The following is a 13,431-nucleotide window of genomic DNA, read 5'->3' as shown; positions in this document are numbered from 1 at the left end:
GTGCTCACCGCCCCTCGTCCGGTGCGTTGTCGTAGACGGTCACCGAGGCACCGGCCAGTACCGGAGCCAAGACCAGATACTGCGCGGTGGTCGGTCGGCCGCCGACGATCGCCGCCGCGGCATCGAGCCCGCGCAGATCCGAATTCGGCTGGGCGGGTTCACCTGTCGCTGCCGCCGGTGCCGTGATGCCCGGAATCATCGGCAGTCCAGGAAGACTCGGCAGCCCGGGAAGACTCGGGAGCCCCTGTGCCGGAGCAATGGGCGCTGGACCCGCGGCCGACAACCGCTGGGGCATCAGCTGCGGTGGAAACTCCTGTGGCGGTGCGACATCCGGCACCGTACTGCCACCACAGCGCGGACCGGACATGGTGCCGTAGTGCGGACAGTCCTTGGCCGTGTACTGCTGGAACGGCGTTAAGCTGACATCCATCTTCCACACCAGCCGACCCGGTCCGAATCCGAAGGCCGTGCCGAGTCGGCGCAGCGTGGCATTGAGGTTGGCGGCAGTATCCGGGATGGCCTGTGGATCCCTGGCCAGACCGCCGAACAGGCCGTCGAGTCCGATGACCAAATCCTTCCCGGCGTCCGGATTGCGCGCGAACAGCGAATTGACCGAGTCGACCGCGCCGCTGGCATTGGTCAGCAGTGCGACCAGGTTGTCGCGCCGCTCGGTGAGCGTGCGTGCGGTGGTCACCGAATCGGAGAGCACACCGACCAGCTCCGGCGCCGAAACGCTCAGCGCCGTCACCGCCCGGCCGAGATTGCCGAGCAGATCGCCGACGCCGGGAATCGCGTGCACTTGGGTGAGCCAGGTATCGAGGCGTTCGATGGTGGAACCCGGCACCCGCGCGGCGGGATCGAGTGCGTCGGCGAGTGTCGCGAGCACCCGGCCGAGCTTCTCCGGCTGGATGTGGTCGAGCACATCGCGCAGCACACTGAGTGTGGTCTGCAACTGCACGGTGCCTTCGCTGGTGTCCTCGGGAATTCGCGCGCCAGCGCGCAGGGTTTCGGTGGCGTGCCCGTTGTCGACGAGTTCGATGGCGGTCACGCCGAAAATGTTGTTGGGGATCACCCGCGCCGTCACATTCGCCGGAATCAGGCCAGCCACAGCCGGTTTCAGATCCAATGCCGCGTTTTGACGTTCGCCCTTGGCGACGACATCGACACCGGCCACCGAACCCACGATCATGCCGCGGAATTTCACATCGGCATGGGTGGGCAGCCCGTCGCCGGTGCTGGTGAGCACGGCGACGACCGAGACCTTGTCCTGGAAATATCCGGTATAGCGCAGGCCTAGCAAGTACAGCAGCAATGCCGCCGCCGTGGCCATGGCGATTCCGGCGAGGGTGAGTTGACGTGCGGTGGGTCCGCGCCCACTTGGATCGAGCAGCATCGCCACCTACCCCGAAATCCGGAATCCGGGGTCGATCCCCCAGATCGCAAGGGTCAGAAACAGATTCACGAACACCATGACGACGATCACCATCTTGATCGCGCGGCCCGCGGCGTGACCGACGCCTTCCGGACCACCGGTGGCGATATAGCCGTAGTAGCACTGGATGAAGGTCGCAATGAGCACGAACACAACGACTTTGACGACCGAGAACAAGACATCGATACCGTTGAGGAATTGGAAGAAGTAGTGGTCGTATGTACCAGCGGAGGTGCCGCCGAGGAATAACACGGCCAGCTTCGTCATCAGGTACGCGACGGCGAGGCCGACGCTGTAGAGCGGGACGATGGTCAGCGTGGCGGCGATCATCCGCGTGGTGACCAGATATGGAAGTGGTCGGATGGCAATGGATTCCAGCGCATCGATCTCCTCCGAGATCCGCATCGCACCCAGCTGCGCGGTGAAACGACAGCCCGCTTGGATGGCGAAGGCGAGAGTCGCCAGGATGGGGCCGATTTCACGCGTCGTCGCGAAGCCGGAGATCGCGCCGGTCAGCGGATTCATGGTGAGCAGATTCAGCGCGGTGTAGGACTCCATGCCGACGGTGATCCCGCCGAATCCGCACAGGATGATGACCACACCGACCGTGCCGCCACCGACGATGAGCGAACCATTGCCCCAGCCGACATCGGCGGTCAGCCGCAGCACTTCCTTGCGATAGTGCCTGAGCACGAACGGAATCGCTGCCACCGCTCGACAGAAGGTGATCGCCTGATGGCCGAGGCGCCGATTGGCCTGGATCGGCACGCTGGCGACCGCGCCCGCCACGCGGAACGGCTTCAGCGCGGGCGGGGTGTATCGGGTGCCCATCTCAGATCACCTTCGCCGGGAAGAGCGTGTTGTAGATCTGGGTGATGATGATGTTCGTCGCGAACAACATCAGCGCCGAATTCACCACCGCCGCATTCACCGAGTTGGCGACCCCACCGGGACCGCCCTTGGTGTGCAGGCCGATATCGCAGGCGATGATCGCGGTGAGCGCACCGAAGATGGCGGCCTTGACCAGCGCGATCACCAGATCGTTCGCCACCGCGAAGGAGGCGAAGGTGCTGATGAACGAACCCGCCGTGCCGCCCTGGGCGTACACGTTGAACATATAGCCGGTGGCGAAGCCGACGAAGACCACGAATCCGCACAGCAGCATGCTGACCAGGATCGCGGCCAGCAGTCGCGGCGCGACCAGTCGGCGCACCGGATCGACACCCATCACCATCATCGCGTCGATCTCCTCGCGAATGGTGCGGGAGCCGAGATCGGCGCAGATGGCCGAACCGACCGCACCCGCGATCATCAGCGAGGTGACCAGCGGCGCACCCTGCCGAATGATGCCCAGACCACTGACCGCGCCGATAAAGGTCGTCGCACCAACCTGATTCACCAGCGCACCGACCTGGATCGAGACGACGACGGCGACCGGAATCGCGACGAATACCGTCGGCGCGGCGGAAACGCTCGCCATGAACGCGCACTGCTTGATGAACTCGTGGAATGGGAAGCGGCGCACCGACATCGCGCGCAGCATCTCGACCAAGGCATCGCGCATGAGCCGAACCTGGCGACCCAAGGTCTCCAGTGATCGCTGCGGATGCCGTTGCCACAAGCCTTTCAGATCTTCGATGGCACGTTCTAAATCCGTTGGCTCAGTCGGTCTTTCAGTGAGGCCGGTACTCATGCCGACCCGCTGAGTTGATGCTGCAGCAGGACGAGGAGATAGCCGACCACGGCGATACCGGCGAAGGCGGTGCTGAGCACGGCGAGCCAGAGCCCGAAGCGCAGCACCGGATTGACTTTCATCCGCCCCCCGAGGATCTTGACGCCGATCACCAAGATGTCGATGAGCCAAACCAAGATCATCATCAGGTCATGCACACATTCGAGAAGGTGAGCACCGGCCAGCACACGATCGAGCCGAGGAAGGATATGACCACGTCGATGCCGTGCATGCGGTGCAGATGGCTGGTATGGGTCAGCGTCCAGATGAGGCCGACGATCCCGTATGGAATGGCGAGAATGATGATGGTGCCGAGGAATTCGGAGACCTTCATCTCGTAGCTGAATATTCGATCCAGCTTCTTGAGCATGCGCCTGTGTCCTTTCCCCCGCCGCCCGCGTGGCACGGCCGGATGCGCGCCGGGACGAGGTATCGCTGCGGCGCGAGTGCGGCCGATCACGCTGCGATCGGTCGGGTATGGGTGCGTATGTTACGCATGATTCCTACGGTTTCGGAAGAACTTGAGAACACTTAGTTCGACGAATCTCGGTAGATAACCCAGTACAGACAGCTATACTCTGTTCCGAACGTCAAGAATCTTGAGTAACATAACTTATGGCTGGCCTGCTTCGAGCCGGTTTGATGGCAGGAGTATTCGAAGATGGGCAACGCGGATGCCGGGGCAATCCCAGCCCACGACGGGACGGCAGCGGACCGATTGCCGATCCGCGCGACCGCCTCCGCGCGGAACAGAACGGGTTGCCCGCTAGCCCGCGTAGGCGTGCCACATCTGGTCGACTATCGCCACGATGGCGGAATGCGTTGGCACCCAACCTAATTGGTTCGTCGCCTTTGCTGGATCGGCGACCAGCGAACTCGGCTCCGGCACTGCCGGGCGATGGATGAGTGCCAGGCGACGTCCCGATACCTCTTCGACGGCGGCAACAACCTGGCGGACACTCGCGCCCTGGCCGCTACCGATCACGTACCGCTCGGTCGTGCCCGGCGATGGCAGGTGTTCGAGGGCGGCTACGAAGGCATTCGCGGCATCGGAAACGTGTACGTAGTCACGGACCGAGCTGCCGTCGCCGTTGACCTCCAACGGTTCATTCCGTGCCGCGGCGCTGACTACCCTCGGGATGAGCCGAGTGGGGTCCGGGTCGCATCCGCCCGCCAGATTGAACAGCCGAAGTACAACAGCGGCGGCATCGTGGGCTTCGACGACTGATTCGGCCGCCAGCTTGCTGCTCGCGTAGGGATGGGGCGGGTTATCGGGCAGCTCCTCAGCGATCGACCGCCCACTGACATCGCCGTAGATCGCGCCGGTCGAGGCGAATACCAGTCGGGGTACCTCGGCGGTCGACATGGCATCGAGTAGGGCGATGGTCCCGACGGTGTTGACCCCGAAGTACCGGAGCGGGTCGGCCATCGACTCCCGCACCCGGGTGAGCCCGGCCAGGTGACACACCGCATCCACGCCGTCGACGGCCCGGCGAAGTGCATCGGAGTCGAGCAGGTCCGCAACGCGAATCTCATCGGCATGCGCGATGATCGACTGCTCCGAGCGCACCATGGCGACGGTGTCGTGTCCGGCCGCCGCCAAGGCCGCAACAACGGCCCGACCGAGGTAACCTGCCGCTCCCGTCACAAGTACGCGCACGGCGGGAGCCTATGGAAGGCCCTGGTCGGCTACCGGATCGGGTAGCGACGATCGATGATGTCGAACATATTGGGTTGGCCGGCTTTGTAGAGCTCGCGGTCGACGAGTTTGAGCGGTTCCCAGAGCGGCATGGTGAAGCGCGGGGTGATGGTGGCGAGTCCGGCCGATGAGCCGGATGCGTGCACGATGGCGTTGGCGGCGAGGCGGCCGCCTTCGTTCGCGCCCTCCATACATGCGACATTGATGCCGGTCTTGATCCAGTCGCCCGCGAGGAAGAGGTTATCTATCGCGGTGGCGGCGTCGGGTCGGTCGGACCACGAGCCCGGATTCTGAATGAAAATCGCGTCGTCATAGGCAATTTCGGGGGTACCGGCGTCGGTGAGCGCCGGGTCGATCATCCAGGAGTGCAGCATTTCGTCGGCGAGCTGGATTTCGCCGTCGTCATTGACGTGCGCCTTGATCTGCGCCCAGGTTTCGCGGGCGATCTCCTCGGGGGTGCACCGCATGGCGGGCTTGTGGTTGAAGGTGCCCGGCTCATCCCATTCGGAGATGATGGCGGACAACACATCCTGGACGGCGCCGTCGCCGTAGGTTGTCAGCGGCCGTCGCCAGAATTGGGCCTCACTGATCGAGGTCAGTCCCCACGGCGCGTCGTTGTAGCCGACGTGACCATTCGCCAGGTCCACGCGTTTGCGCAGGAAGAATTGGATGCCGACCATCCAAGCGGCCTGCAGATTTCGGATGCGCTCGAGATTCGGATCGGCCGCGACCATATCGTCGGTGAGTACATCGGGGAACTTGTCGAGCGGGATGGCGCTGAGGTAGTAGTCGGCCTCCACCCGATGACGCGCGCCACCCTGGTCGGTCACGGTGGCCGAGGCGAGATGCGCGCCGTCGCTGTCGAAGCCCGAAAGACGCTGGCCGAGTTGGAAAGTCACGCCGATCGAGCGCAGATAATCGATCCACGGATTGATCCACGCCTCGGTGGTCGGGCCGTTGAGCACACGGTCGTTGCCCTTGCCGTCGCTGTCGTTGTTGAGGTTCAGCAGCGACCAGACGTATTCCTCACCGACCAGCCCGATCGAATGTGCGCTGCAGTTGACGGATTTGGTGGCGACGAGTTCGCGGATGAAACCGTCGCCGAGGAAACGGTTGTATTCCGGGGACGAGTTGTCCAGGCGCGCGAAATCGGTCCAGGTCATGCGCTCCCACTGCCCCAGCTTGCGCTCGGTGCTGCTGGAGACGTAGACGGCCAAGCGCTCCGCGGCGAAGACCGCTTCGGTCAGCGGCAGCCGGAACAGCGATTCGAAGACCGATGCGACGGAGTCGATGAATCCCTTGGGGGTCATCGGGAATTGGGACAGCGGCAGCGGGAACGGCAGGGGGACGGTGAGATTGTGCCGGTCCATGCCCGCGATCATCGCCGCATTGAGGCGAACCAAGTTGTCCCATACGCCGTTCGCGTTGCCGGGGAAGGAGATTCGGCGCAGCGTATCGGGCAGATTGTGATAGAAGCCGAAGAAGCTGCGGAATCCGTGTTCGCCGGGTAGGCCGTCGGCGTAGATGCTGCGGGTCTTGCCGCCGAAGGCGCCGAGCCTTTCGTACACCGTGACCGCGAAGCCGCGTTCGGCTAGTTCGTGCGCTGCGGTCAGACCCGCGGGGCCCGCACCGAAGACCGCGACGGACCGGCCCGGCTGTGCGCTGGCCCGCCCGCCGGTGGGCGCCAATGTCATGGCGGCGGCGACTCCGCCGGCCATGGCGGCGTTCCTGATGAATGTTCGTCGCGACTGCTTGGTCCGCATGCTGAATCTCCCGACCATCCGGCCTGCCACGTCCATGTGAGCCGCGCACAGGCGCCTGCGATGTCGCAAGATGTTACCGACTATTCTTCTTGTGCGTAGCCGTTTCCGACGACGCATCGGTGCCCACAAAATGGTCTAGGAGTACCTCCGTATCGTTCGCTCGCGGCTGCCACCGCCACCCATCGATGTTGATGTGGATTCTCTTCATGGACGCAGCGCGTGAGCCACCTGCCATCACAAGGCGCCTGCCTCGACTCAGACCAGGTCTTGCCGGGATGTGATCACCGGTAAGCCCGCGCGAGCCGATCCGGGCATATGTGGGTCTGGAGTCGGCGCAGAGCGGTGATGCGCGGGCCGAGCTCGCGGTCTCCGAACTGGAGCGCACAGGAGCCTTCGACCGGAAGGTTCGTTCGCCATTGGCTACCGCATCCACGTCGTTGGCCGCGGAATCCCATGCCGTGCACAGCGTTTCGGCCAATCGATCATACTGATGGATGCTGCCGACCTCGAATATCGGTGTCGAACCCGAGACAGCCGTTGCTTGTCGGCGGATCAAGTGGCCGGTACGGTCGAACGAACTGAACAGGGGGCGAGAGCGGGCCGACCCTGATCGATGCCGTCGACACCGCGCGACCAGGAGGAATGGATGATCAGCAGGGGGAAGATGCCGCTCGGTGTTGTGTTGGGGGTTGGTGCTGTGGTTCTGCTGTCGGGGTGTGGGTCTTCGACTGATGGGGACGCGAAACCGGTCGCCACTTCTACGAGTGCAGGGTCGTCGCTGGCTGCCGATGTTCCACGCACATATGACCCCTGTAAGGACGTCCCGCAAGCCGTGTTGGATTCGGAGAAGCTGCACGGTAAGGACCCTGCGAACGGCGATGCGGACGGCGGGGTGAAGTGGCGTGGTTGTGCCTGGGTGCGATCCAGCAGTTACTCGGTCAGCATTCGCACCACGAATCTCACGGTCGATCTCATTCGCAGCCGCAACTTCCCTGAGACTACCGAGTTCACCATTAGCGGCAGGCGCGCGATCTCAACCCGCCAGTTCGACGGCCCCTACATCAAAGAGGCATGCACCGTGGATGTAGAGCTGAAAGGCGGCAGTCTCGAGTTCAACCTGAACAACCCGAAGTCGACCAGCACGGGAAGCCTTGACTCATGTGACTTGGCTCGGAGTTTGGCGGAGAAAGTTGTTCCAAGTCTGCCCGCCACCGCCTGACCACTGCTTCACGGACCCAACTGGGAGGGATTGGCATGGCTGACGACACGACTACAGCGAGCCCGTTGGCGAATCTGATCACCGAGGCCCGTGAGGGTCGGTTGACGATTCGGATGGACCTCGAGAAGTTCGTCTACATCGATCGCGACTGCGAATACGTCAAGGACGTGATCCTGAAGATACAGCGAACCATGACCGAGGTCTCGCAGCAGGATAAATGGGGTCTTGGTGAGGGTTTCCCCACGCAGGGCGACCGAGACCTGATCTCCGCCAAGACGATGGTCAAGCGCTGGCGGGAAAAATCCCGAGGCTCGGAGAACAGCGTTTATGCGGTAATGGAGTCGCACTACAAGATCATCGAAGACTTCCAAACCCTGTTCCGCACCGTCCGCGAACGCCTCACCGGCGTCGACACCGAGCAGGCGACGAAATACCAAGACTTGGAAGCAAATCTGCCACAACAGCCACCCGCCCAAGCCAAGATCTTCTCCTGGCCAGGACTATAGCCTTACCGGTTCACGCACAACTTCGACACTGTCGCACAACGACTTTCCGCACAACACGCCGCCCCAAAAACCTGAACCTCTGCGCGAGCACGGATTTGACCGATGTTGAGAGAACAAGAGCCCTATCGCGGCATGGGGCTCGTCAGGATGGGGCAGCTGCGGTACTCGATCAGGCTCAGGCGTAGTGGTCGAATGCTCCGTTTGTGACGCAGGCCGTGAAGGCATCCCAGGCCCCGGGGGTGAAGACCAATGCCGGGCCGGTTGGGTTCTTGGAGTCGCGAACTCCGACCATGCCCCCGTCGAGATGTGCAACCTCCACGCAGTCCCCGCCGGTGCCGCTGCGGCTGCTCTTGAACCATCTCGCGGCGGACAGGTCGACACTCAAGCTTCGTACTCCTCTGCAATTGCCAACGTCGACTGTCGGCCCGCGTTGGTCTGCGACGCGGGGTTCGATCTGGAAACCGTTTGCCCGCAAGGCACTTGGACGCGCTCGGGGCGGCGCCTGCCGGGCTTTGGCACGGGGGCGGCGTGATGTACGAAGACGCTCTGCTCAACCCACCGAATATCTGTGGTCTCGCCGAGGTCGAATTTGCGCATGTGCAGATGCGTCGACACCTCGCATGCCGGATCCAGCGGTGTGCGTGGAAGCGGGTCGCGTATTACACGCTCGTGCGGTACGGCCGGATCACGCCACCGCAGTCGAGCCCGCGTGAACGAGCACGACTGCGCGGCATCGACTTTCCTGTCTACACCGCCGACCACCCTCTCGCCGAGGGCATACCCGAACTCGTGACATTGCACCAAGTGCTCGACGGACTCACCCAACTGGCGCTACCGCCGACCTTCCCCGGCAACGGCGGCGAGCGGTGAACGGCCATGGGGCCGTGGCAAATAGTGCACAGCGTCCTCGCCGTCATCGGGGTCGGTGCGTTCGCGATGGTCGCCATGGGGTGTGTGTGGCCGATCGATCAGCCACGCCGCGACCGGCCCGCCACACGCCGCTGCCGATTACGCCCGGTCGAGTGGCCGAAGGCGTGGACATGCGGCCCACCCGAGCAGCCGCTCACCCTCGCTGACGCCCACCTGGCGATGCAACTGCACCGCGAGCACGACTGCGACCGCAAGCGCGCCGCATTCGATGCGTTGGTCGCGGCCGGGCGCATCCACCCCGATTCAGCACGCCGACACCGACTCTGGGGCAAGCCCTGGTGAACAAGCACGACTTGCCCACCTCTCATTCCACTATCGATCGGAGCTTGTCAATGGCCGAATGGACCTGGGAACCAGACGATTTCGCCGCCCTCTGGTTCCGGCCCGGAATCATCCGGTTTCCGAACCCACTCCGCTTCACCAGCCGCTTTCCCTACCGCACCGACTTCGACGCCCACTGAATGATCGTGCGCGAACGTTACGGCCGCGATGAAGAAATCCAACTCGCCCTCCACACTCTGACCACTTGTGCCGTCCGCATCGAAATCTTGGGCGGCACAACCCGATACGAAGGATCCAGCGTCCAGGTTTACCGCGTCGTCGGCGCGAGCACCGGTGACCACGCGATGTCGTTGGCCCAAACCACCTTCGGCGACGCCGACGGCCCGATCCGCTGCCGTCTGTTCCCCACCGATCACCTCCCCGCGCAACTCGTCGAAAGCCTTCCGCCCTGCAAACCCGGAACCCAGCCGCAGGCCACCGAAGACCTCAGCGACCGACCCGACAGCGACACCTCGCTCGACCGCTACCGACGCCTGCTGCATCGCCCGGCAGACGGCGGCGGTTCCGCCCTGCTCTACACCGGCCCCGTCGGCAAACCGGACAAACCCCTTGCCGCCATCCAATGGCACGACATCACCAATTGTGGCCGCTACACCGAACTCCACGACCAATACCGCACCGCCCTCCCCACCACAGCCACCGACCTCGTCGCCCACTTCACCACCTGGATCGCCCGCGCCACCCGCTCCCCGCTGGAGGCAGAACAGGGTCGCATGCGGTCGCCTCGCCACAATTCGGGTCGGTAAATCGTCGACGACCGCTCAATCCCCCGGGCCGACCCGCTATTCACTTGATTGCGGTGCGGCGAATCCCAGGCTTGCGTTGGAGTGTGCTCCAACTTTTAGAGTCGGGGCATGGCTAAGACAGAGACCTCTACCAGCAATGACCGGTTCGAGCGCGGGTTGGCGCTGCTGCAGAAGATCGGCGGGCAGGAGCGGCCCGCAGTATTGGACAGTCTGGCCGATATCGCGCCGGACCTGGGGCGGATGACCGTCGAGTTCGGGTACGGCGACGTGCTGTCGCGGCCAGGACTCACGCTGCGCGAACGGCAGCTCGCTACCGTGGCGGCATTGGCTGCCATGGGGAATGCGTTGCCACAGTTACGTTTTCACATCGATGGTGCGCTGAATGTCGGGTGCACCCGGGAAGAGATCGTCGAGACGTTGATCCACGTCAGCCTGTACGCCGGATTCCCGGCGGCGCTCAATGGGATCGGCGCGGCTCGCGAGGTGTTCGAATCGCGCACCGACCTTCCCGCCCCGGCCGAACCCGGCCCGGCACCGCAGGGCGATCGGTTCGAGCGAGGGAATGCGAAAATCGCCGAGGTCGATGGGCATGCGGGTGAGCAGGTGGTCGCGGCACTGCGCGATATCGCACCGGATCTCGGCACTTACATCATCGAATACGCCTTCGGCGATGTGTATTCGCGTCCCGGACTCGACCTGAAGACCCGCGAGATGGTCACCGTCGCCATGTGCACCGCGCTCGGTACCGCGGCGCCGCAGCTCGGCGTGCACATCCACGGTCTGCTGAATGTCGGTGGCACCCAGACCGAGGTGGTCGAAATCATCACGCAGATGGCCGGTTACGCGGGGTTCCCGGCCGCGTTGAACGGAATCACCGTGGCACGCAATATCTTCGCGGAGCGCTCGCAGCACTGAGCACTCGAACCCGGTGCGGCGCTGGATAACCGAGCGCCGCACCGAGACCCCTCATCGGCGCAGTGGCTATTTTTCGGCGGCGCGCCGGAAACAGTGCGCGGAGGCGGCCAGATACTGTCGGCACCGGGCGCCGTGTCCGGCATGAACGGACAGAATGAAACGCGCTCGGTCATCACTCAGACCCACCGGCTCTTGATTGCAGTCGCGGCTCTGCACGAGCCACAATTCCCGGATATCCGAATGCAAAACGTCCATTGTTCACCTCCAGCGAAGAGATAAGTGCACCCAGCACCGGCGGCGCCACCGGAACCCGCCTTCAACGCCGCGGATCGGAACAGCGTCGGGACCGTGCGTCGGGCTCAGGAGAGCCGGTACCCCCGAAAGGGTTTGGGGCACAAACCCGGTGCCGGGTACCGCTTCAGCGTGCACGTTGCGATTCGGTGGATAACAGAGCCGAATGCGATAAATGCGAGTAATTTCCGATTGATTCAGCCTGGTACAAGGGAGCGGGACCTATGGTTGAGGTCGACTGGACCGGCGAAGACGTACTCGCTCTTCGCGTGGCGATGAAACGAAGTCGCTATGAGTTCGCACGCCTGGTGGGCGTCACCCCGCGCACCGTGATCTTGTGGGAGAACGGCCGGACAACCCGGATGCATGCCGCAAGCAGGCGATTGCTCGATCGAGTGCTATCGGAGGCCGATTCGGTCGTCGTCGCGCGATTCGAGCGCGCGATCGCGGGACCGACGACGGCCCGCGGTACCGAAGACACGAGCGCGGCGCTCGATCGGATACAGCTCGGTAGGGACATCGGGCTCGACAAGGAAGTCGAGGATGACGACGTGAGAAGGCGATTGTTATTGGCCTGCATCGGCGCGGGCCTGGCCGGTCAGGCGGCCGAGCTGGTCGCGAGCGAACCGGAGAAGATGCTCGCCACCCTGGACGCGGGTTCGATGAGCGAACGGCGGCTCGGCCTGCTCGAGCAATCCGTCGAGGCACTCGGCACCCGCGTCGTGCAGGTCCCGCCGCACGAGTTGCTGCAGACCACGCTCGACCAATTCCGGGCGGTCCGCGGCTGTCTCGCGGAGCGGCAGGCGACCCATCACCAAATCCGACTGGTCCGTACGGCCGGGCGCCTGGCGAATGTGGTCGGTGAAATTCTGTTCAATGAGGGACATTTCGGTCAGGCGCGATTGTGGTATACGACCGCAATTCACGCCGCCCAGGACATCGGAGATCGCTATTCCGAGGACATCGCATTGGCGGGGATGTCGTATTTACCAACCTATAGCGATAATCCGAAGGAAGTTTTGAACCTGCTCAGCCCGCGCCTCGAAGAAGATCCGGGCCACGGTCCTGCGGCGGCCTGGCTGTGGGGAATGGCGGCCCGCGCGCACGCCAGCCTCGGCGATTTCGACGGCTTCGCCCGCTGCATCGCGCGATCGGAGCACGCGCTGGAAAATGTTCCCGCGGAACAACTCTCGATCGGCATATTTTCCTTCCGTCCGGAGAAGCTCGCCTTCTATCAGGCCATCGGCTACTCCCGCTTGGGCCGCGCCGAGCAGACCGCCCTGGCATCCGAGCGGGCTATCGGGCTCTACGACCCGAGCGAGACCATGGAACCCGCGTTGGTCCGGTTCGAACACGCCACCGCACTGCTCGCCTCGGGCGAGGTGGACGAGGCCTGCGCGGTGGCGACCCGCGCGATCACCAACGGCCACACCTACGTCGGCCTCACGGTCACCAAGCGCGCCAAACAATTCGACACGGCGCTGTCGGGTTTCCGGGGTCGTGCGGTGGACGACTGGCGCGAGCAGGCTCGGATGGTCGTCGATACGCCACGCACCCGGGCATGAGGGAGTAGGGCGCACCGGTCGGCAGGGGGATGTGTGGGACCGGCGCGCCCTACCTATTCAGTTGGCCTCGGACCGCATCGCGGCAATGAGCGAATCGGGACGCATATCCAGCCAGTTGGTTTCGACGTACTTCAGGCAGGAGCGGCGCGCGGCCGCGCCGTAGGCGATGGTCCAGCCGCCGGGTACGGCGGCGAAGGTCGGCCAGAGGGAGTGCTGTCCCTCGCCATTGATCAGCACGTAGAACTGCGCGTCATCGTCGTCGAAGGGGTTGGTCATTGATCGGCCTTCCTG

Annotated in this window: 18 protein-coding genes; 9 read left to right on the top strand and 9 right to left on the bottom strand. The window is 63.9% G+C overall.

Features of this window, described 5'->3' with window-relative positions:
- Positions 1–4: 4 nt before the first annotated feature.
- The 7 genes from ACQP1T_RS05110 to ACQP1T_RS05080 all read right to left on the bottom strand — a co-directional run bounded on the left by ACQP1T_RS05110 (position 5) and on the right by ACQP1T_RS05080 (position 6,581).
- Positions 5–1,393: an MCE family protein gene (locus tag ACQP1T_RS05110; RefSeq protein WP_433758790.1), complete on the bottom strand. Its 1,389-nt coding sequence runs from the start codon at positions 1,391–1,393 to the stop codon at positions 5–7.
- Positions 1,394–1,399: 6 nt separating this feature from the next.
- Complete coding sequence (locus ACQP1T_RS05105) at positions 1,400–2,263, bottom strand: ABC transporter permease (RefSeq protein ID WP_433758789.1); 864 nt, start codon at positions 2,261–2,263, stop codon at positions 1,400–1,402.
- A 1-nt stretch (position 2,264) separates the two neighbouring features.
- Positions 2,265–3,125: an MlaE family ABC transporter permease gene (locus tag ACQP1T_RS05100; protein ID WP_433758788.1), complete on the bottom strand. Its 861-nt coding sequence runs from the start codon at positions 3,123–3,125 to the stop codon at positions 2,265–2,267.
- Positions 3,122–3,310 (bottom strand): hypothetical protein, encoded by a 189-nt coding sequence (locus ACQP1T_RS05095; protein ID WP_062983939.1) that lies wholly within the window; start codon positions 3,308–3,310, stop codon positions 3,122–3,124. Before ACQP1T_RS05095 ends, ACQP1T_RS05100 begins: the two co-directional genes overlap by 4 nt.
- Positions 3,310–3,534, bottom strand: a complete 225-nt coding sequence (locus tag ACQP1T_RS05090; RefSeq protein ID WP_433758787.1) for a hypothetical protein — start codon at positions 3,532–3,534, stop codon at positions 3,310–3,312. The genes ACQP1T_RS05095 and ACQP1T_RS05090 overlap by 1 nt, the downstream gene beginning before the upstream one ends.
- A 396-nt stretch (positions 3,535–3,930) precedes the next feature.
- Positions 3,931–4,824 carry an NAD-dependent epimerase/dehydratase family protein gene (locus ACQP1T_RS05085; RefSeq protein ID WP_433758786.1) on the bottom strand — a complete coding sequence of 298 codons (894 nt, stop codon included), beginning with the start codon at positions 4,822–4,824 and terminating at the stop codon, positions 3,931–3,933.
- A gap of 29 nt (positions 4,825–4,853) precedes the next feature.
- The gene (locus tag ACQP1T_RS05080) at positions 4,854–6,581 is read right to left on the bottom strand and encodes a hydroxysqualene dehydroxylase (RefSeq protein ID WP_433758785.1); all 1,728 of its coding nucleotides are present in this window, start codon (positions 6,579–6,581) and stop codon (positions 4,854–4,856) included.
- Between the two features lie 362 nt (positions 6,582–6,943).
- Between ACQP1T_RS05080 and ACQP1T_RS05075 the strand changes: the two genes are divergently transcribed.
- The 3 genes from ACQP1T_RS05075 to ACQP1T_RS05065 all read left to right on the top strand — a co-directional run bounded on the left by ACQP1T_RS05075 (position 6,944) and on the right by ACQP1T_RS05065 (position 8,351).
- Positions 6,944–7,117, top strand: a complete 174-nt coding sequence (locus ACQP1T_RS05075) for an alpha/beta-hydrolase family protein (protein ID WP_433758784.1) — start codon at positions 6,944–6,946, stop codon at positions 7,115–7,117.
- A 122-nt stretch (positions 7,118–7,239) separates the two neighbouring features.
- On the top strand, positions 7,240–7,845 hold the full coding sequence (locus ACQP1T_RS05070) for a DUF3558 domain-containing protein (protein WP_433758783.1): 606 nt from the start codon (positions 7,240–7,242) through the stop codon (positions 7,843–7,845).
- 35 nt (positions 7,846–7,880) lie between these two features.
- Positions 7,881–8,351, top strand: coding sequence for a hypothetical protein (locus ACQP1T_RS05065; RefSeq protein ID WP_433758782.1), 471 nt, complete (start codon positions 7,881–7,883; stop codon positions 8,349–8,351).
- 175 nt (positions 8,352–8,526) lie between these two features.
- Here ACQP1T_RS05065 and ACQP1T_RS05060 read toward each other — a convergent pair whose 3' ends face one another.
- The gene (locus tag ACQP1T_RS05060; protein WP_433758781.1) at positions 8,527–8,736 is read right to left on the bottom strand and encodes a DUF397 domain-containing protein; all 210 of its coding nucleotides are present in this window, start codon (positions 8,734–8,736) and stop codon (positions 8,527–8,529) included.
- Between the two features lie 146 nt (positions 8,737–8,882).
- On the opposite strand from ACQP1T_RS05060, the gene ACQP1T_RS05055 reads away from it, so the two are divergent.
- The 6 genes from ACQP1T_RS05055 to ACQP1T_RS05030 all read left to right on the top strand — a co-directional run bounded on the left by ACQP1T_RS05055 (position 8,883) and on the right by ACQP1T_RS05030 (position 13,140).
- A complete protein-coding gene (locus ACQP1T_RS05055) occupies positions 8,883–9,221 on the top strand; it encodes a hypothetical protein (RefSeq protein WP_433758780.1) in 339 nt (112 codons plus the stop codon).
- 6 nt (positions 9,222–9,227) lie between these two features.
- The gene (locus tag ACQP1T_RS05050; protein ID WP_433758779.1) at positions 9,228–9,563 is read left to right on the top strand and encodes a hypothetical protein; all 336 of its coding nucleotides are present in this window, start codon (positions 9,228–9,230) and stop codon (positions 9,561–9,563) included.
- Between the two features lie 50 nt (positions 9,564–9,613).
- On the top strand, positions 9,614–9,742 hold the full coding sequence (locus ACQP1T_RS05045; protein WP_433758778.1) for a hypothetical protein: 129 nt from the start codon (positions 9,614–9,616) through the stop codon (positions 9,740–9,742).
- Entirely contained in the window at positions 9,743–10,369 is a 627-nt protein-coding gene (locus tag ACQP1T_RS05040; RefSeq protein ID WP_433758777.1) for an ESX secretion-associated protein EspG, read from the top strand. It begins immediately after the preceding gene.
- 108 nt (positions 10,370–10,477) lie between these two features.
- Positions 10,478–11,284 (top strand): carboxymuconolactone decarboxylase family protein, encoded by an 807-nt coding sequence (locus ACQP1T_RS05035; RefSeq protein WP_433758776.1) that lies wholly within the window; start codon positions 10,478–10,480, stop codon positions 11,282–11,284.
- A gap of 515 nt (positions 11,285–11,799) precedes the next feature.
- Positions 11,800–13,140 carry a helix-turn-helix domain-containing protein gene (locus tag ACQP1T_RS05030; RefSeq protein WP_433758775.1) on the top strand — a complete coding sequence of 447 codons (1,341 nt, stop codon included), beginning with the start codon at positions 11,800–11,802 and terminating at the stop codon, positions 13,138–13,140.
- A gap of 57 nt (positions 13,141–13,197) precedes the next feature.
- On the opposite strand, the gene ACQP1T_RS05025 is transcribed toward ACQP1T_RS05030, so the two are convergent.
- Positions 13,198–13,416, bottom strand: a complete 219-nt coding sequence (locus ACQP1T_RS05025) for an MbtH family protein (RefSeq protein ID WP_433758774.1) — start codon at positions 13,414–13,416, stop codon at positions 13,198–13,200.
- Between the last annotated feature and the right edge of the window lie 15 nt (positions 13,417–13,431).

It is taken from the genome of Nocardia sp. CA-135398 (assembly GCF_050955845.1).
GTDB lineage: Bacteria > Actinomycetota > Actinomycetes > Mycobacteriales > Mycobacteriaceae > Nocardia.
This window is presented reverse-complemented; position numbering and strand designations above follow the sequence as displayed.